This is a genomic window from Chryseobacterium sp. SN22, assembly GCF_008329705.1.
Classification (GTDB): Bacteria; Bacteroidota; Bacteroidia; order Flavobacteriales; family Weeksellaceae; genus Chryseobacterium.
Genome location: NZ_VTSX01000009.1, coordinates 107,694 through 124,086 on the forward strand (window position 1 = coordinate 107,694; position 16,393 = coordinate 124,086).

20 protein-coding genes are annotated in these 16,393 nt (G+C 39.8%); 17 read left to right on the forward strand and 3 right to left on the reverse strand.

Annotated features, from left to right (window positions below):
- The first annotated feature begins 9 nt into the window (after nt 1–9).
- From rplO to rplQ, 9 genes are all read left to right on the forward strand, one after another.
- Entirely contained in the window at nt 10–459 is a 450-nt protein-coding gene (gene rplO, locus FY557_RS07860; protein WP_149246718.1) for a 50S ribosomal protein L15, read from the forward strand.
- Nucleotides 460–468: 9 nt separating this feature from the next.
- Nucleotides 469–1,848 carry a preprotein translocase subunit SecY gene (secY, locus tag FY557_RS07865; protein ID WP_146939925.1) on the forward strand — a complete coding sequence of 460 codons (1,380 nt, stop codon included), beginning with the start codon at nt 469–471 and terminating at the stop codon, nt 1,846–1,848.
- Nucleotides 1,849–1,851: 3 nt separating this feature from the next.
- Nucleotides 1,852–2,067, forward strand: coding sequence for a translation initiation factor IF-1 (infA, locus tag FY557_RS07870; protein WP_027381317.1), 216 nt, complete (start codon nt 1,852–1,854; stop codon nt 2,065–2,067).
- A gap of 66 nt (nt 2,068–2,133) precedes the next feature.
- Nucleotides 2,134–2,250 (forward strand): 50S ribosomal protein L36, encoded by a 117-nt coding sequence (gene rpmJ, locus FY557_RS07875; protein WP_007839480.1) that lies wholly within the window; start codon nt 2,134–2,136, stop codon nt 2,248–2,250.
- A gap of 9 nt (nt 2,251–2,259) precedes the next feature.
- Nucleotides 2,260–2,637, forward strand: coding sequence for a 30S ribosomal protein S13 (gene rpsM / locus FY557_RS07880; RefSeq protein ID WP_034678036.1), 378 nt, complete (start codon nt 2,260–2,262; stop codon nt 2,635–2,637).
- Nucleotides 2,638–2,649: 12 nt separating this feature from the next.
- Nucleotides 2,650–3,039 carry a 30S ribosomal protein S11 gene (rpsK, locus tag FY557_RS07885; protein ID WP_034694697.1) on the forward strand — a complete coding sequence of 130 codons (390 nt, stop codon included), beginning with the start codon at nt 2,650–2,652 and terminating at the stop codon, nt 3,037–3,039.
- A gap of 19 nt (nt 3,040–3,058) precedes the next feature.
- A complete protein-coding gene (rpsD, locus tag FY557_RS07890) occupies nt 3,059–3,667 on the forward strand; it encodes a 30S ribosomal protein S4 (RefSeq protein WP_027381319.1) in 609 nt (202 codons plus the stop codon).
- Between the two features lie 33 nt (nt 3,668–3,700).
- Complete coding sequence (locus FY557_RS07895; RefSeq protein ID WP_149246719.1) at nt 3,701–4,696, forward strand: DNA-directed RNA polymerase subunit alpha; 996 nt, start codon at nt 3,701–3,703, stop codon at nt 4,694–4,696.
- 6 nt (nt 4,697–4,702) lie between these two features.
- On the forward strand, nt 4,703–5,227 hold the full coding sequence (gene rplQ, locus FY557_RS07900) for a 50S ribosomal protein L17 (RefSeq protein ID WP_149246720.1): 525 nt from the start codon (nt 4,703–4,705) through the stop codon (nt 5,225–5,227).
- Nucleotides 5,228–5,282: 55 nt separating this feature from the next.
- Here rplQ and FY557_RS07905 read toward each other — a convergent pair whose 3' ends face one another.
- Complete coding sequence (locus tag FY557_RS07905; protein WP_149246721.1) at nt 5,283–5,717, reverse strand: hypothetical protein; 435 nt, start codon at nt 5,715–5,717, stop codon at nt 5,283–5,285.
- A gap of 656 nt (nt 5,718–6,373) precedes the next feature.
- Here FY557_RS07905 and eno point away from each other — a divergent pair.
- From eno to FY557_RS07920, 3 genes are all read left to right on the forward strand, one after another.
- A complete protein-coding gene (gene eno, locus FY557_RS07910; RefSeq protein WP_149246722.1) occupies nt 6,374–7,666 on the forward strand; it encodes a phosphopyruvate hydratase in 1,293 nt (430 codons plus the stop codon).
- 86 nt (nt 7,667–7,752) lie between these two features.
- Nucleotides 7,753–9,039, forward strand: a complete 1,287-nt coding sequence (locus tag FY557_RS07915) for a citrate synthase (RefSeq protein ID WP_149246723.1) — start codon at nt 7,753–7,755, stop codon at nt 9,037–9,039.
- A gap of 77 nt (nt 9,040–9,116) precedes the next feature.
- Nucleotides 9,117–9,602, forward strand: a complete 486-nt coding sequence (locus FY557_RS07920) for a hypothetical protein (RefSeq protein WP_149246724.1) — start codon at nt 9,117–9,119, stop codon at nt 9,600–9,602.
- A gap of 18 nt (nt 9,603–9,620) precedes the next feature.
- Here the strand turns inward: FY557_RS07920 and FY557_RS20090 are convergent, their stop codons facing one another.
- On the reverse strand, nt 9,621–9,782 hold the full coding sequence (locus FY557_RS20090; RefSeq protein ID WP_185151681.1) for a hypothetical protein: 162 nt from the start codon (nt 9,780–9,782) through the stop codon (nt 9,621–9,623).
- Between the two features lie 290 nt (nt 9,783–10,072).
- Here FY557_RS20090 and FY557_RS07925 point away from each other — a divergent pair, with 290 nt between their 5' ends.
- From FY557_RS07925 to FY557_RS07940, 5 genes are all read left to right on the forward strand, one after another.
- Entirely contained in the window at nt 10,073–10,987 is a 915-nt protein-coding gene (locus tag FY557_RS07925; RefSeq protein WP_149246725.1) for a dimethylarginine dimethylaminohydrolase family protein, read from the forward strand.
- Between the two features lie 201 nt (nt 10,988–11,188).
- Nucleotides 11,189–11,275, forward strand: coding sequence for a four helix bundle protein (locus FY557_RS20470; RefSeq protein ID WP_262713533.1), 87 nt, complete (start codon nt 11,189–11,191; stop codon nt 11,273–11,275).
- On the forward strand, nt 11,247–11,483 hold the full coding sequence (locus tag FY557_RS07930; RefSeq protein WP_262713532.1) for a four helix bundle protein: 237 nt from the start codon (nt 11,247–11,249) through the stop codon (nt 11,481–11,483). Before FY557_RS20470 ends, FY557_RS07930 begins: the two co-directional genes overlap by 29 nt.
- Nucleotides 11,484–11,829: 346 nt before the next feature.
- Nucleotides 11,830–12,753, forward strand: a complete 924-nt coding sequence (gene ctlX / locus FY557_RS07935; RefSeq protein WP_149246726.1) for a citrulline utilization hydrolase CtlX — start codon at nt 11,830–11,832, stop codon at nt 12,751–12,753.
- A gap of 755 nt (nt 12,754–13,508) precedes the next feature.
- On the forward strand, nt 13,509–15,266 hold the full coding sequence (locus FY557_RS07940) for a discoidin domain-containing protein (RefSeq protein WP_185151682.1): 1,758 nt from the start codon (nt 13,509–13,511) through the stop codon (nt 15,264–15,266).
- A gap of 190 nt (nt 15,267–15,456) precedes the next feature.
- On the opposite strand, the gene FY557_RS07945 is transcribed toward FY557_RS07940, so the two are convergent.
- On the reverse strand, nt 15,457–16,308 hold the full coding sequence (locus FY557_RS07945) for an alpha/beta hydrolase (RefSeq protein WP_149246727.1): 852 nt from the start codon (nt 16,306–16,308) through the stop codon (nt 15,457–15,459).
- Between the last annotated feature and the right edge of the window lie 85 nt (nt 16,309–16,393).

A 16,393-nucleotide genomic window follows, 5' to 3' on the forward strand; every position in this document is an offset into this window, starting at 1 on the left:
AATTTTAAAATGAATTTAAACAACATAAAGCCAGCTGCAGGATCTACTTTCAATTCAAAAAGAATCGGTAGAGGACAAGGTAGCGGAAAAGGGGGTACTTCTACAAAAGGACATAAAGGACAGAAAGCAAGAGCCGGATATTCTCAGAAGATCGGTTTTGAAGGAGGTCAGATGCCTTTACAAAGAAGATTACCGAAATTCGGATTCAAAAACGTAAACAGAAAAGAGTTTAGAGGAATTAACCTGGATACCATCCAGACTTTAATTGAAAATAAATCCATTTCCGGAGATATTACAAGAGAGGTGATGATTGAAAACGGTTTAATTACGAAAAACGAACTAGTGAAAATTATGGGTAGAGGAGAATTGAAATCTGCGGTTTCAATCTCTGCTGACAAATTCACTAAATCTGCTGAAGAGCTGATCTCTAAGGCAGGTGGAAAAGCAATTACCTTATAATAATCACTAATGAAAGAATTTATACAAACACTCAAAAATATTTGGAGCCTTAAAGAATTACGGGATAAAATTATCTTCACTTTAGGGATTATTCTTGTGTATAGATTCGCATCTTATATCTCTTTACCTGCGATTAACCTTGCAGAAGTAGGGGATCTCTTAGAGCATTATAAAAATCAAGGCGGTAACAAGCAAGGAGCAGGTCTCCTTGGCTTGCTTTCGTCGTTTACGGGGGGGGCTTTCAGCCATGCTTCCGTAATGGCGTTAGGCATCATGCCTTATATTTCTGCTTCTATTATTGTTCAGTTGATGGGGATGGCTATTCCTTATCTTCAGAAGCTTCAGAAAGATGGAGAGTCCGGTAGAAATACCCTGAACCAGATCACCAGATGGTTAACGATCGGCGTTTGTCTTGTACAGGCCCCTTCTTACTTAACCTCGATCACTCAGCTGTTTTTACCTTATGCTCAGTTCCAGTCTGCCTACTATGTAGAGCCGAATTCCATCATGTTCTGGCTGCCGAGTATCGTTATTCTGGTTGCCGGTTCAGTGTTCGCAATGTGGTTGGGTGAGAAGATCACCGACAAAGGTATCGGGAACGGTATCTCCATCCTGATTATGGTGGGGATTCTTTCAAGACTGCCGGAAGCGTTCGTACAGGAAATGGCCGTGCAGAACGGAAAAGGGGGAATGGGATCAATCATGATCCTTATTGAAGTAATCTTCTGGATGCTGGTGGTTCTTCTGGCAGTGGTGTTATCCGTTGCGGTAAGAAAAATCCCGATCCAGTATGTAAGCAGAGCTCAGGCAAGAGGGGGTGTAAACAGAAATCTCATGCAGGGAGCAAGACAGTGGATCCCATTGAAAGTGAATGCAGCCGGTGTAATGCCGATCATCTTTGCCCAGGCATTGATGTTCGTTCCGGGTTTATTGACGAAAGTAGATGAGTCCAATACTTTTCTTGCAGGTTTCAAGAATGTTTTTAGCTGGCAGTACAACGTATTGTTCGCGCTACTAATTATTATCTTCTCGTTTTTCTATACTGCAATTACGATTCCGGTGAACCAGATGGCTGATGATTTGAAGAGAAACGGAGGTCTGGTACCCAAAGTAAGACCGGGGAAAGAAACGGCTGATTATTTAGATGATATTTTATCAAAAATTACCTTGCCGGGTGCAATATTTTTGTCTATCTTTGCAATCCTTCCGGCAATTGTGCATGGAACGTTTGTTCAGACAGACGCGTTCGCCCTATTTTTCGGGGGAACATCACTATTGATTATGGTAGGAGTAATTTTAGATACCGTTCAACAGATTAATACTTATCTGCTGAACCATCATTATGATGGGCTGATGCAGTCTAAGTTATCAAGAACGACTGGATATTAATTTATGGCGAAACAAAAACATATTGAACAAGACGGCGTTATCACGGAAGCACTTTCCAACGCCCAGTTCCGTGTAGAGCTAGAAAATGGGCATATACTTATCGCCCATATTTCCGGTAAAATGCGAATGCATTACATTAAACTTTTACCTGGAGACAAGGTGAAACTGGAAATGTCTCCTTACGATTTATCGAAAGGGAGAATTACCTTCAGATATTAAAAACAATGCCAAACGGAGCACGCGTTCCGTTTGGCTGTTGTTAAAAAATAAATACTATCAAACAAAATGAAAGTAAGAGCATCAATTAAAAAAAGAAGCGCTGATTGCAAGATCGTACGCAGAAAAGGTGTACTGTTCGTAATCAACAAAAAGAACCCAAAATTTAAACAAAGACAAGGCTAACATTAAATTATGGCGAGAATTTCAGGTATTGATTTACCAAAAAACAAAAGAGGTGTTATCGGTTTAACTTACATCTACGGAGTCGGAAGAAGTACTTCTTCTGAAATCCTTAAAGCTGCCGGTATCAGCGAAGACAAGAAAGTCAACGAATGGAATGACGATGAATTGGCTGCCATCAGAACCTACATCTCCGAAAACATTAAAGTGGAAGGAGAACTTAGATCTGAAGTGCAATTGAACATTAAGCGATTAATGGACATAGGATGCCAACGAGGAATACGTCACAGACTAGGACTACCTTTAAGAGGCCAGAGAACGAAAAACAACTCTAGAACCCGAAAAGGAAAGAGAAAAACTGTTGCTAACAAGAAAAAAGCTAGTAAATAATCGTTAGGAATTATGGCAAAACAAACTAAAGTAGTTAAAAAAAGAAAAGTAAAAGTTGAAGCTATTGGCGAAGCGCATATTCAGGCTTCTTTCAATAACATCATCATTTCTTTAACAAATAAAAACGGAGAGGTTATCTCTTGGGCTTCTGCCGGTAAAATGGGTTTCAGAGGTTCTAAAAAGAATACTCCATTTGCTGCTCAGATGGCAGCTGAAAATTGCTCTGCTGTAGCTCACGAAGCGGGATTAAGAAGAGTAAAGGTGTTTGTAAAAGGTCCGGGTGCAGGTAGAGAATCTGCCATCAGATCAATTCACAATTCAGGTATCGAAGTTAGCGAAATCGTTGATGTAACTCCAATGCCGCACAATGGATGCAGACCACCAAAAAGAAGAAGAGTTTAATTTTTAGAATTTACCCATTATGGCAAGATATATTGGACCTAAAACTAAGATTGCTAGAAAGTTTGGTGCTGCAATCTACGGAGATGACAAAAACTTCGAGAAAAGAAAAAACCAACCGCCAGGACAACACGGTCCTAACAAAAGAAGAGGTGCTAAAAAATCAGAATACGCAGTTCAGTTAGCTGAAAAACAAAAAGCTAAATATACGTACGGTATCTTAGAAAGACAGTTTGCTAACCTATTCGAAAAAGCACACAGAAGTAAAGGTGTAACAGGTGAAGTTCTTTTGCAACTTTGCGAATCAAGATTGGATAACGTAGTATACAGATTAGGTTTTGCTAAAACAAGATCTGCTGCAAGACAATTGGTTTCTCACAGACACATCACCGTGAACGGGGAAATCCTGAACATTCCTTCATATTTGGTAAAAGCTGGTGACGTAATTGCCGTAAGAGAAAAATCTAAATCTCTTGAAGTAGTTACCAATGCATTGGCTTCAAAAGCAAATTATGAGTGGTTACAATTCAACGATGAGAAGAAAGAAGGTACTTTCGTTTCTGCTCCTGAGAGAATCCAGATTCCGGAGGACATCAAGGAACAGCTTATCGTCGAACTTTACTCTAAATAATTTTTTAATCAAATTTTTGCTCAACCCAATAATATGGCAATTTTACAATTCATAAAACCCGATAAAGTAATTTTACTTAACTCTGATGATTTTAGAGGTCAGTTTGAATTCAGACCACTAGAACCAGGTTTCGGGCTTACAATCGGTAATGCTTTGAGAAGAGTGTTGCTTTCTTCTCTGGAAGGATACGCTATTTCATCTATCAAAATAGAAGGTGTAGAGCACGAATTTTCAACTATTCCGGGAGTAATCGAAGATGTTACCGAAATTATTCTTAACCTGAAGCAGGTAAGATTAAAAGCTACGGCAGAAAACCAGACGAACGAGCAGGTGGTTGCCAAAGTATCGGGTCAGACGATTATTACTGCCGGAGATTTAGGAAAATCGATCAACGGATTTGAGGTATTGAACCCGGATTTAGTGATTTGTAACCTAAACAATGATGTAACTTTCGAAATTACTTTCAACATAGAAAAAGGAAGAGGGTATGTGCCTTCTGAACAAAATAAGTCAAACAATGCACCCGTAGGTACTATTGCCATCGACTCTATTTTCACGCCAATCAAGAAAGTACAGTATAGCATTGAAAATTATCGTGTAGAGCAAAAAACAGACTACGAAAAACTTATATTAGATATCGAAACTGACGGATCTATCAGTCCTCAGAATGCTTTAACGGAAGCTTCCAAGATATTAATTTATCACTTCATGCTGTTCTCCGATGAGAGAATCACCCTTGAAACGGAAGCCGTGAAAGCATCGATCCAATATGATGAAGAAACTCTTCACACAAGACAACTCCTGAAGTCTAAATTAGCAGACATGGATCTTTCCGTAAGAGCCCTGAACTGTCTGAAAGCGGCGGAAGTGGAAACTCTTGGAGAACTGGTTTCTTACAGTAAGTCTGATTTGATGAAATTCAGAAATTTTGGTAAAAAATCTTTGACAGAACTAGAAGAATTAGTGCATTCAAAAGGTCTTAACTTCGGTTTTGACGTTGCAAAATATAAATTAGACGCTGATAATTAATTAATAATGAGACACGGTAAAAAATTCAATCACTTAGGAAGAACGGCTTCTCACAGAAGCGCATTACTTTCTAATATGGCTTGTTCTCTAATTGAGCATAAAAGAATCAACACTACTGTAGCTAAAGCTAAAGCTTTAAGAGTATATGTTGAGCCTCTGTTAACAAAAGCAAAAGAAGATACTACACATAACAGAAGAATTGTTTTCTCATATCTTCAAAATAAAGAAGCCGTTGCTGAATTGTTCAGAACGGTAGCTCCGAAAATCGCTGAGAGAAACGGTGGTTATACAAGAATCATCAAAACAGGATTCAGACCAGGTGATGCTGCTGATACTGCTCTTATCGAACTGGTAGACTTCAACGAGCTTTACAATCCGAATGCGGAAGAGAAGAAAACGACAAGAAGAAGCAGAAGATCTGCGGCTCCTAAAAAAGAAGCTGTAGCTGCTGAAGCTCCTGTTGTAGAAGAAAAAGCTGCTGAGCCAACGGCTGAAGCTGCTGATTCTACAGAGGAAAAAACTGAAGAATAATATTCATCAGATATAAAAGAAAAACCGTTCAGAAGTCTGAACGGTTTTTTTTGCTTTATATTTTCGTCTTTTTAAGCTCGATAATATTATTTCCCTGGATAAGATGAATACTGTCTTGTGTTACTCTTGCCGTCATATCATCTTTCATATACGTTGTTTCATTACCGCTGGTTCCGGTTTTCTTCAGAATAAACGTTTTATTGTTGTTTCTTATCGAAAGCGTACTTTCTTTCGGCGTAGTTTCAAAGACTACTTTTACCAGAGTTCCGTCGGTTGCTTTATAGATGTTGCTGGTTTTCTCCGTCTTTTCGCCATTGACGTCCGTCATGGAAGATAATGTGCTTACCGAATCTATTTTACCGTTGTTATCCACCACTGAAGTTTCGGAATTTTCCGATTTGATGACTTCTTTATTGCCTCCTTCACTTTTTTTACAACTTACCATAGAGAGAAAAGCCCCAGAAACTGCGACTAAAATTACCTTTTTCATGACGTTATTTTTTATATAAGGGTTGTTAAATATTTTTTGGTGTAAAAGTATTTTTGCTAAATTTAATGAAAAACAAAAACTAAACCAACCCTTATGAACTCACACCTTCTAAACCTACATAAAGTAGGGAGTTGTCCCGCTCTTTTATGATTCTGGAATTTAAAGTATACATCAGGGAAGCTGCAACTATCGAGTAGGCATGCTACTGTGAGCAGAATCAAAATTCTTTTGAATTAGTAGAACTTTATTACTTTGGGCTATTTTTATTTCAAAATGTTTACAATCTACCTTTTTCTTCAGTAAGCTAAAAGATCTTGTGGCAATATTAGCCATGATGCTATTTATATGCCTGCCATACCTCCGGACAGTCTTCGGACAAATGGACAACCCCCTTAAACTGTCAGATGTCTTATGATGCGATAAAAAGAAGGTTTGTAGTAAGTATCAGAAGTAGCACAATTGTAAAGAAGGTGCTCTCGGAAGTTCAGCCGGATACGGTTAGAGATCGATAGTATAGTTTTCTTTCGCGTCTGTAGCGAGGAAAGTTTCTATTTATTAACTAAAATTTAACTCACAACAACCCTATAAAATACCCTTCATCTGTTCCCAGCCGTTAAAAATTGATTAAATTTGTCTGAACTATAAAAAAACAAACAATGAGTTACATTTCTTACATAGAAGCGAGACAAATTTTGGATTCAAGAGGGAATCCTACAGTAGAAGTAGATGTATTCACGGAAAGCGGTGCGATGGGTCGTGCGGCGGTACCTTCCGGAGCCTCTACAGGAGAACATGAAGCGGTGGAATTGCGTGACGGCGGTTCGGAATGGATGGGAAAAGGAGTTTCCAAGGCTGTAGAAAATGTAAGAGAGGTCATTGCCCCTGAACTGGTAGGCCTTCCGGTTTTCGATCAGAACCTGATCGACCAGATCATGATCGATCTTGACGGATCCAACAACAAAGGAAATCTTGGAGCCAACGCGATCCTTGGAGTTTCTTTGGCAGCCGCTAAAGCTGCCGCCGCTGATCTTAAAATGCCTTTATACAAATATGTGGGTGGCGTAAATGCCAACACTCTTCCTGTTCCGATGATGAACGTAATCAACGGGGGATCCCACTCTGATGCACCGATTGCTTTCCAGGAATTTATGGTTATGCCGGTAAAAGCAGATTCTTTCTCGCATGCTTTGAGAAAAGGAACGGAGATTTTCCACAACTTAAAAGCGATTCTTCATTCAAGAGGTTTATCAACCGCAGTAGGGGACGAAGGTGGTTTTGCACCGACTTTCTCAGGAACTGAAGATGCTTTGGATACCTTGCTTCAGGCCATCGAAAAAGCAGGATACAAGCCTGGTGATGATGTCATGATCGCATTGGACTGCGCGGCTTCAGAATTCTACAAAGACGGTGTTTATGACTACAGAAAATTCCAGACGCCGGACGCTGCCCAGTTTACCAGCAGTGAGCAGGTTTCTTACCTGGCTGAACTGGCAAATAAATATCCGATCATCTCTATCGAAGACGGGATGCAGGAGAATGACTGGGAAGGTTGGAAAATGTTAACCGATAAAATCGGAGACAGAGTACAGCTCGTTGGTGACGATTTATTTGTAACCAATGTTGAAAGATTATCAAGAGGAGTAAATGAAGGAATTGCCAATTCAATTCTGGTTAAAGTAAACCAAATCGGTTCTCTTTCTGAAACGATGGCTGCTGTACAGATGGCCCAGCACAACAAATTTACTTCCGTAATGTCTCACAGATCCGGTGAAACGGAAGATTCTACGATCGCTGATCTAGCAGTAGCCATGAACTGCGGACAGATCAAAACAGGGTCTGCTTCAAGATCAGACCGTATGGCCAAATACAACCAATTGTTGAGAATCGAGGAAGCTCTTGGTGAAACAGCGCTTTTCCCCGGCCTGGACGCTTTTAAAATTAAAAGATAATTAATCGAATTTATAAATTACGGCAAGCGAAATTTTTAGTTTGCCGTATTTTATAATAAATAGTATATTTAGAAAAAAAATAAATAATGTCAGACAACAAAGTAATATTGAATTACAACGGTAATTCGTATGAATATCCAATTGTGGATAGTACTATCGGAGACAGAGGAATCGATATTTCAAAATTAAGAGACCAGACCGGTCTAATTACGCTTGATTTAGGGTATAAGAATACCGGGGCTACACTTAGTGATATCACTTACTTAGACGGGGATAAAGGAGAATTGTTCTACAGAGGATATCCGATCGAGCAGATTGCAGACAAATCCAACTTTACCGAAGTAATGTACCTTTTACTACACGGTGACTTACCAACTCAGGATCAGTACACTTCTTTCGAATCAAACATTAAAAAATATAACTTCGTAGCAGAGGAGATGAAAAAAATCATTGATGCTTTTCCTCGTTCTGCGCACCCTATGGGCGTTCTGTCTTCTTTAACTTCTGCTTTAACGGCCTTTAATCCTAAGGCGGTTAACGTAAACTCTAAGGAAGAAATGGACCTTGCGGCAGAACTGATGATTGCCAAGTTCTCTCACCTTTGCGCATGGACGTACAGAAAAACCCAGGGATTGCCGCTTAACCACGGTGATAACAGCCTGAATTACGTAGAGAACTTCTACAAAATGACTTTCAGAATGCCGAACCAGGAATTCGAAATCGATCCTGTAGTCGTTCAGGCATTGGATAAATTATTGATCCTTCATGCAGATCACGAGCAGAACTGTTCTACTTCTACCGTAAGAATGGTAGGATCTGCACATACGGGTCTTTTCGCTTCTGTTTCAGCAGGGGTTTCCGCACTTTGGGGTCCGCTTCACGGTGGTGCCAACCAGGCGGTAATCGAAATGCTTGAACTGATCGAAAAAGACGGAGGGGATGTAAACAAATGGGTAGCCAAAGCTAAAGATAAGAACGATAACTTCCGTTTGATGGGCTTCGGACACAGAGTGTACAAAAACTTCGACCCGAGAGCTAAGATCATTAAAAAGGCAGCGGATGATATACTGAACGCGTTGGGTATTCAGGACAAAGCTTTGGATATCGCGATGCAGCTGGAGAGAGTAGCTTTGGAAGACGAGTACTTCGTAGAAAGAAAGCTATACCCGAACGTAGATTTCTATTCAGGAATTATCTACCGTGCATTGGGAATTCCTACGGAAATGTTCACCGTAATGTTTGCGTTGGGAAGACTTCCGGGATGGATCTCTCAGTGGAAAGAAATGAGAATGAAGGGAGACCCGATCGGAAGACCGAGACAGGTATACCAGGGCGCTCAGAAAAGAGACTACATCGATATGGTAAACAGATAATCAATATCTTAATATATGAAATCCCGGACTTATGTTCCGGGATTTTTTTATGTTGCCGAATTTTCTTAATTTAAAGTATGGAAAACCTGCAGCCCTATCCGGCAAAAAATACAATCCGCATTATCGTTGCCCTGTATATTCTTTACGGGCTTATCCTTATGATTGAAACCTTTGATTTCCTTGAAATGCTTCATACCAAACCTAAAGATCATCATCCAACGTATGACCTGGTAAATGTTATTTTTTACCAGATGGAAATGATCATCTGTTTTGTATGTGCATTCAGTTTTATCATTCTTATCTCTACGAAACAATCGGTTACCACATGGCTTTTTACAACAATCCTGCTTTTGCTTTTCAGAGCATCTAGCGTCTATTACCTTTATTTTTATGAAACCGAAGAACGATGGGTACCGTTTATCTATAAAGAAGCCAATGATTTCAGTACCTTATTCAGGAGAACTTTTGTTCCTGCACAGCTGATCCTTAATAGCATTGCAATAATTGCCCTGTCCAAAAATTATTTCCAAAACCGTAAAGTAACAAAAAATAACCTGCCGTAAATAGCAGGTTTAATTTGATTAAGGACATTGGCAGCGGTCGCAGGTCCAAATTGTACAGGCTCCTGTTTCAAAGTCCCACTCGCAACAGCGCCTTGCTGCAGAAGCCCCTCCGATAATTGCTTTTTGCTGATCTCTTCTGAGTTTTTGTGCATTTTTCAGCACAGGATTCTTTGTTTTCATACTGAATGGTTTTAATGATTGATGTTTAGTGATTTACCATATTTGGTATATCACTAAGGTATGAATTTTAATTTAACCATAATCAAAAAAAATCAAAAAAAGAACGGTTAAAAAATATCTGCTAAAACCTATTCATTCAGAGATAAAACGTACAGAAATTTAACCTGACAACAATAACAACCTGGCATCACGGGCAATGGTAGAATTATCTGTCTGTATGCCCTGAAAAAAGGCCTGAAAGTTTCCCAGATTCAGCCCTTTACTTATATTTGTAGCATTGCATAATCTTTATGAAACTAAATATAAAAAACGAGACAGGCAGGCTGAAGTCGGTGGTTTTAGGGCAACCCAATTCAATGGGTCCGGTGCCTGTGCTGTTGGACAGCTATGACGCAAAATCGTATCACTCAATTGAAAATAATCTATATCCGAAAGAGTCGGAAATCATCAGTGAAATGAACGCTTTTGAAGCGGTTTTGAAAAAGTATGATGTAGAAGTATTCCGGCCGGACATTATCGAAGATTACAACCAGGTTTTTGCCAGGGATGTGGCCTTTGTAATTGATGATAAAATGATCATCTCCAACGTCATTGCAGACCGTGCGGATGAGCAGGAAGCCTATAAAACCGTTTTTGAAAAAGTAGCTTGGAGGAAGATCATCAACCTTCCGGAGACTGCCCATATTGAAGGAGGAGATGTGATTGTATGGGACGATTTCCTGTTTATCGGAACCTGTTTCAGCGAAGACTACCGGAACTATAAAACAGCCAGGACCAACGAATACGCGATTGAAATCCTGAAAGAATATTTTCCAAAGAAAAGAATCATCGACCTGGAACTGAAGAAAAATGATAAGGTACCCTTTGAAGGCATTCTGCATCTGGACTGCACTTTCAACCCGATCAGTAAAGACAAATGTATCATCTACAAAGACGGATTTGTTGATGAAAGCGATTACCGCCTGATCATTGATATTTTCGGGGAAGAAAACTGTTTCCATGTAACGGCAGAGGAAATGTTTGAAATGAACCCGAATATTTTCTCAATCTCCCCGGAAATCGTTGTCTCAGATAAGACCTTCACCCGAATGAACAACCACTTGAGAAACGAATGGGGCATCACCGTAGAAGAAATTCCGTACCGCGAAATCTCAAAGATGGGAGGATTGCTGAGGTGTTCTACGATGCCGTTGGTGAGAGAGTAATCAGGTGATAGAGTGAGAGGGTAATAGGGTAAGAGTATTTCTGTTGTTACAGGATTAGTGAGAAGTTATTGATATTTTTTATTTTAGTTAAAAATACACAGATGTCAACAATTAAATTCACCAGGATCTGAAGGTTTATCAGAAATCTTTTGAGGCTGCCATAGAAATTTACAGGATTTTAAAAAAAAATTCCAAAGAAAAATTTACTCACTTACAGATCAGATCAGAAGATCTTCGATATCCGTTTCTGCCAACATTAGTGAAGCCTGGGGTAAAAGAAAAGTATGAGAAGTCTTTTATCACCAAACTCATAGATTCAGAAGGCGAAGCCCGAGAAACTCAGACATGGCTCCATTTTGCACCACCTTGTCAATATATTAACGAAGAACAATTTAAAATATCAAATAATTATTACTATCAAATAATTGGAATGCTGGTCAATATGATGAGTCAATCAAAAAACTGGTGTCCTTTAATAATAAAAACAATAAAATAAATTTCAATCAACAATAGAGGTTTTAGAGTAGAAGTGTTTTAGTATTGAAGAGTTTGAGAGTGTTGTGGAGTTAGAAAGTTAATTTAGAGTATTATTGATATTTTTCTGATTTCAGTTAAAATACAAATATGACGATAATTAAATTTTATCAGATTCTCATCGTATACAAACCCATAAAAAGTAAATTTGCACTAAAGCACTAAAGCACTAAAGCACTAAAGCACTAAAGCACTAAAGCACTAAAGCACTAAAGCACTAAAGCACTAAAGCACTAAAGCACTAAAGCACTAAAGCACTAAAGCACTAAAGCACTAAAACACTAAACCCATAACCCTCCTACCCGCATATGCAGACAACAGATACCGTACTCATGATAGAACCAATTGCATTTGGCTTTAATGAGGAAACCGCAAAAAACAATTATTTCCAGACCGAACAGAAGGGCTTCGACATCCAATTCAGGGCTTTGTCAGAATTTAAAATGTTCGTTGAAAAGCTGAGGAGTAAAGGCATCAATGTCATTACCATAAAAGATACTTTGGATCCGCATACACCGGATTCTATTTTCCCGAACAACTGGGTAAGCTTCCACCGGGACGGAAAAGTCGTACTGTACCCGATGTTCGCCTCCAACAGGAGGGTTGAAAGAAGAGAAGACATTATTGAAACGATAAAAAAACAAGGATTTGAAGTTGCTGAGATCGACGACTGGTCTTTACCCGAAACCCAGGGACACTTCCTGGAAGGGACTGGCAGTATGATTTTCGACCATGATAACAGAATCGCTTATGGCTCGGTTTCATTAAGGCTGGATGAAAACCTCTTCAGGGAATTCTGTGAAAAGTATGGTTTCACACCGGTGGTATTCCATTCTTTCCAGACTGTAGGCGAGGAAAGACTGCCAATCTACCACACCAACGTCATGATGTGTGTAGCTGACAAATTTGTTGTGATCTGCCTGGATTGCATCGATAATGAGCTGGAAAGAAGCAAAGTGATCGAAACCATTAAAAATTCAGGAAAAGAAATCATTGAAATTTCCGAAGAGCAGATGCAGCAGTTTGCCGGGAATATGCTTCAGGTACAGAACAAAGGCGGTGAAAAATTCCTGATCATGAGCGAAACCGCATACAAATCATTAAGTGAAGAACAGGTGGCAGCCATCGAAAAATACTGCGAAATCATCTACTCGGACCTGAATACCATCGAAGTAAACGGCGGAGGCAGTGCCCGCTGTATGCTGGCTGAGGTTTTCCTGCCGAAAAAATGAAAGTTTGAAAGAATATTTTAATAGCCAGGTTTATACCTGAACTGATAAAAATTCCGGAATCATGTCAGGATGTCGTCTGATTGGATCCGGAATTTTGATTTATAAACCAGGTATAAGCTTTTCTTTTGGTTATAATTTATGATTATAAACGAAACAAGGAAGAGATATTAGCAACTAATTTTTAAATGATCCTGCTTTTCGGAAAATTAGAACTAAGATTTAAAAATAAAGAAGAAAATAGAGCATGGTTTCACTTCTGTGGTGGGAAAAATCGGAAGGGATTATCTTACAGAAGGTGATACAATAAATGAAACGTATTATCTGTAAAAGAATTAGATTTAGAATCAGGTTTCAGCGTAAGTCACAGCTATATGATCCACAGATATTTGGATGATGAAAGATTTATAGGTGTTTTCTCTTTGAGAGTAAAGAGCTGAAAGCAATAGAGAAATTGAAAAACAAAATGGATTTATTCTGTATTCTAATGATTTCGATATTAGTGAGCTAGAAATAAATAAGCTTTTCTGGAAATCGGGCTTTTAATGATGTATCAATATTTAAATTATTTGATAATTAAAAAGACCAGTATTTCAATTGCTTCTTTACCAAACCGAATCCCTCGCCACCTGTGAGGGATTTACATTTTAAACCGTCATCCATAAAATTTCAGATCCTATTTTCTTGAATAACAAATTACAATCCTGACACCCATTAAAAAAACTTACCTATTTTTGTGAAATAAGAAACCATAGATTATGCAGAAGTATTTCCTGATGTTCCTGATGCTGTTTGGAGCGTTGAGCCTGAAAGCTCAGCAGAAGACATTTTGTAACCCGATCAATATCGATTACGGGTACACCCCGTTTGAGGTCTTTTCCAAACAGGGAAAACACCGGGCAACAGCCGATCCGGTGATCGTTAATTTTAAAAACAAGCTCTTTCTTTTTTCAACCAATCAGGAAGGGTACTGGTACAGTGACGATATGCTCGACTGGAAATTCGTGAAAAGGAAATTCCTGAGAGACAACAAATACATCCACGACCTGAACGCGCCGGCCGTCTGGGCGATGAAAGATACGCTGTATGTTTTCGGTTCTACCTGGGAACAGGATTTCCCGATCTGGAAAAGTACCAACCCGACCAAAGACGACTGGAAAATCGCCGTGGACACGCTAAAGGTAGGCGCATGGGACCCGGCTTTTCATTATGATGAAGACAAGAACAAACTGTACCTGTACTGGGGTTCCAGCAACGAATGGCCTTTGTTGGGTACGGAAGTGAAAACAAATACTTTGCAGTCGGAAGGTTTTGTAAAACCTATTTTAAGATTAAAACCCGAAGACCACGGCTGGGAACGGTTCGGGGAATACAACGACAACGTTTTCCTGCAACCTTTCGTAGAAGGAGCGTGGATGACAAAGCACAACGGGAAATACTACATGCAGTACGGGGCACCGGCTACTGAATTCAGCGGATATTCCGATGGGGTCTATGTCAGCAACAAGCCTTTGGAGGGTTTTGAATACCAACAGCACAATCCGTTTTCCTACAAGCCTGGAGGTTTTGCCAGGGGAGCGGGACACGGAGCGACTTTTGAGGATAACTATAAAAACTGGTGGCATATTTCCACGATTTTCATTTCCACGAAAAACAATTTCGAAAGAAGGCTCGGAATCTGGCCTGCAGGATTCGATAAGGATGATGTAATGTACTGCAACACGGCGTATGGTGATTATCCGACCTATCTTCCGCAATATGCCCAGGGGAAAGATTTTTCAAAAGGGCTGTTTGCCGGCTGGATGCTGTTGAATTATAACAAACCGGTTCAGGTGTCTTCGACGTTGGGCGGCTACCATTCCAACTATGCGGTGGATGAAGATATTAAAACCTACTGGAGTGCCAGAACAGGCGATAAAGGCGAATGGTTCCAGACCGATCTGGGAGAAGTTTCCACCGTCAATGCTATTCAGATCAACTATGCAGACCAGGATGCCGAATTTATGGGGAAAACGATGGGTAAAATGCATCAGTATAAAATCTACGGCTCCGATGACGGTAAAAAATGGAAGGTGATTGTGGATAAAAGCAAAAATACAAAGGATGTCCCGCACGATTACGTAGAACTGGAAAAACCGGCCCAGGCCAGGTTCCTGAAGATGGAAAACCTGAAAATGCCGACAGGAAAATTTGCCCTCAGCGGATTCAGGGTTTTCGGAAAAGGAGCGGGAGCCGTTCCGGGAAAAGTTCAGAATTTCGTCCCGCTGAGAGCAGACCCTAAAAAGTACGGCGAAAGAAGAAGCATCTGGATGAAATGGCAGCAGAATCCCGAAGCTGACGGATACGTGATCTATTGGGGAAAATCACCGGATAAGCTATACGGAAGCATTATGGTGTACGGTAAAAACGAATATTTCTTCACGGGAGCCGACCGCACCGATTCCTATTATTTCCGGATCGAAGCCTTCAATGCCAACGGGATTTCAGAAAAATCAGAAATTTTTAAATCAGAATAAAACAATCAGAATATTCTCATTAAACTAAATAAAATTCGTGATAAAAGGCTCTGTGTTCTTTGTTAAGTTTACGGCTTTGTAAGACTTAAAAACACTTAAGCTTTAAAAACACTTTGTGGTCTCTGTGTTAAAATAGTCTTAAGATCAAAAAGATTATCAAATAATAGACGCTTTGAAATTTTCAGAGCGTTTATTTTTTATCCACCTTTTTCAGGAAATCCTCAATCTTCCCAACTAAAAATGATGCATGAGGCGGCTGCTCCCATCCCACATGATTGCCGTTGAATTCATACGATTCATGATATACTTTGTTTTGGACTAATGCCGAATCCAGAATCTTCTTCTGAGAAACCGGGACCACGTGATCTGCCGTTCCGTAGTATGAAAGGGTAGGAGCTGAGGCTGGAGTGATCCAATGCACCGGGCTTCCGAAATCCATCAATGAAAGCTTACTCTCAACAATTTTCGGATTGATGAGGTGCTTTTCAACATAACTGTAATCGTCGTAATTTTTAAATCCCGGATCGTTCAGATCTGCCGGGCCGACAATATTCACCACCGCCTTTACTTTCTTTTCCCGGTCGTCATGATAGGCATAAAACATCGAAAGGTGGCCGCCGGCACTGTTGCCCAGAAGAATATATTTCGGTTTGGTATTTAGTTTCTTTTCAATAAAATTCATAGCGGTTCTTATATCATCGGTTTGGTCGGGAAGCGCAAAACGGATTGTAGAAGCCAGCCGGTATTCCAGATTAACGAAAACCCTATCGGGAAATTTCTTCATCAGGTCGAAAGTAAAGCTGGTAAGCTGCGATTTTCTTCCGCCGCGCCACCCTCCGCCGTGAATGATGATGAAAACATTGTTGGTGTCCCCGGTCTTTTCCGGAATGTAGAGATCCATTTTCTGGTCAGCATCCTGGCCATAGGCGATATTCTGTTCTGCTCTGAACGAAATGTTATTTCCCAGATCAACGGTTTTCTGCCGGCAGCCCGAAAGCATAATGATCATAACACTTAAAAAAAACAACAGACACTTTTTCATCAGATTTATTTTGAATTAATAATCTAAAAATAAAAAAACTCGCCGATTTCCCGGCGAGTTACTACAAAAATAATATATAAATATG

Coding starts and splice junctions, on each gene's coding strand:
- FY557_RS07925 (WP_149246725.1), top strand. CDS start 10,073: ATGAAACTAAATATAAAAAACGAGACAGGCAGGCTGAAGTCGGTGGTT.
- FY557_RS07940 (WP_185151682.1), top strand. CDS start 13,509: ATGCAGAAGTATTTCCTGATGTTCCTGATGCTGTTTGGAGCGTTGAGC.
- rpsM (WP_034678036.1), top strand. CDS start 2,260: ATGGCGAGAATTTCAGGTATTGATTTACCAAAAAACAAAAGAGGTGTT.
- eno (WP_149246722.1), top strand. CDS start 6,374: ATGAGTTACATTTCTTACATAGAAGCGAGACAAATTTTGGATTCAAGA.
- rpsK (WP_034694697.1), top strand. CDS start 2,650: ATGGCAAAACAAACTAAAGTAGTTAAAAAAAGAAAAGTAAAAGTTGAA.
- rplQ (WP_149246720.1), top strand. CDS start 4,703: ATGAGACACGGTAAAAAATTCAATCACTTAGGAAGAACGGCTTCTCAC.
- rpmJ (WP_007839480.1), top strand. CDS start 2,134: ATGAAAGTAAGAGCATCAATTAAAAAAAGAAGCGCTGATTGCAAGATC.
- FY557_RS07915 (WP_149246723.1), top strand. CDS start 7,753: ATGTCAGACAACAAAGTAATATTGAATTACAACGGTAATTCGTATGAA.
- secY (WP_146939925.1), top strand. CDS start 469: ATGAAAGAATTTATACAAACACTCAAAAATATTTGGAGCCTTAAAGAA.
- FY557_RS07895 (WP_149246719.1), top strand. CDS start 3,701: ATGGCAATTTTACAATTCATAAAACCCGATAAAGTAATTTTACTTAAC.
- rpsD (WP_027381319.1), top strand. CDS start 3,059: ATGGCAAGATATATTGGACCTAAAACTAAGATTGCTAGAAAGTTTGGT.
- FY557_RS07905 (WP_149246721.1), bottom strand. CDS start 5,717: ATGAAAAAGGTAATTTTAGTCGCAGTTTCTGGGGCTTTTCTCTCTATG.
- rplO (WP_149246718.1), top strand. CDS start 10: ATGAATTTAAACAACATAAAGCCAGCTGCAGGATCTACTTTCAATTCA.
- FY557_RS20090 (WP_185151681.1), bottom strand. CDS start 9,782: ATGAAAACAAAGAATCCTGTGCTGAAAAATGCACAAAAACTCAGAAGA.
- FY557_RS07945 (WP_149246727.1), bottom strand. CDS start 16,308: ATGAAAAAGTGTCTGTTGTTTTTTTTAAGTGTTATGATCATTATGCTT.
- FY557_RS07920 (WP_149246724.1), top strand. CDS start 9,117: ATGGAAAACCTGCAGCCCTATCCGGCAAAAAATACAATCCGCATTATC.
- ctlX (WP_149246726.1), top strand. CDS start 11,830: ATGCAGACAACAGATACCGTACTCATGATAGAACCAATTGCATTTGGC.
- infA (WP_027381317.1), top strand. CDS start 1,852: ATGGCGAAACAAAAACATATTGAACAAGACGGCGTTATCACGGAAGCA.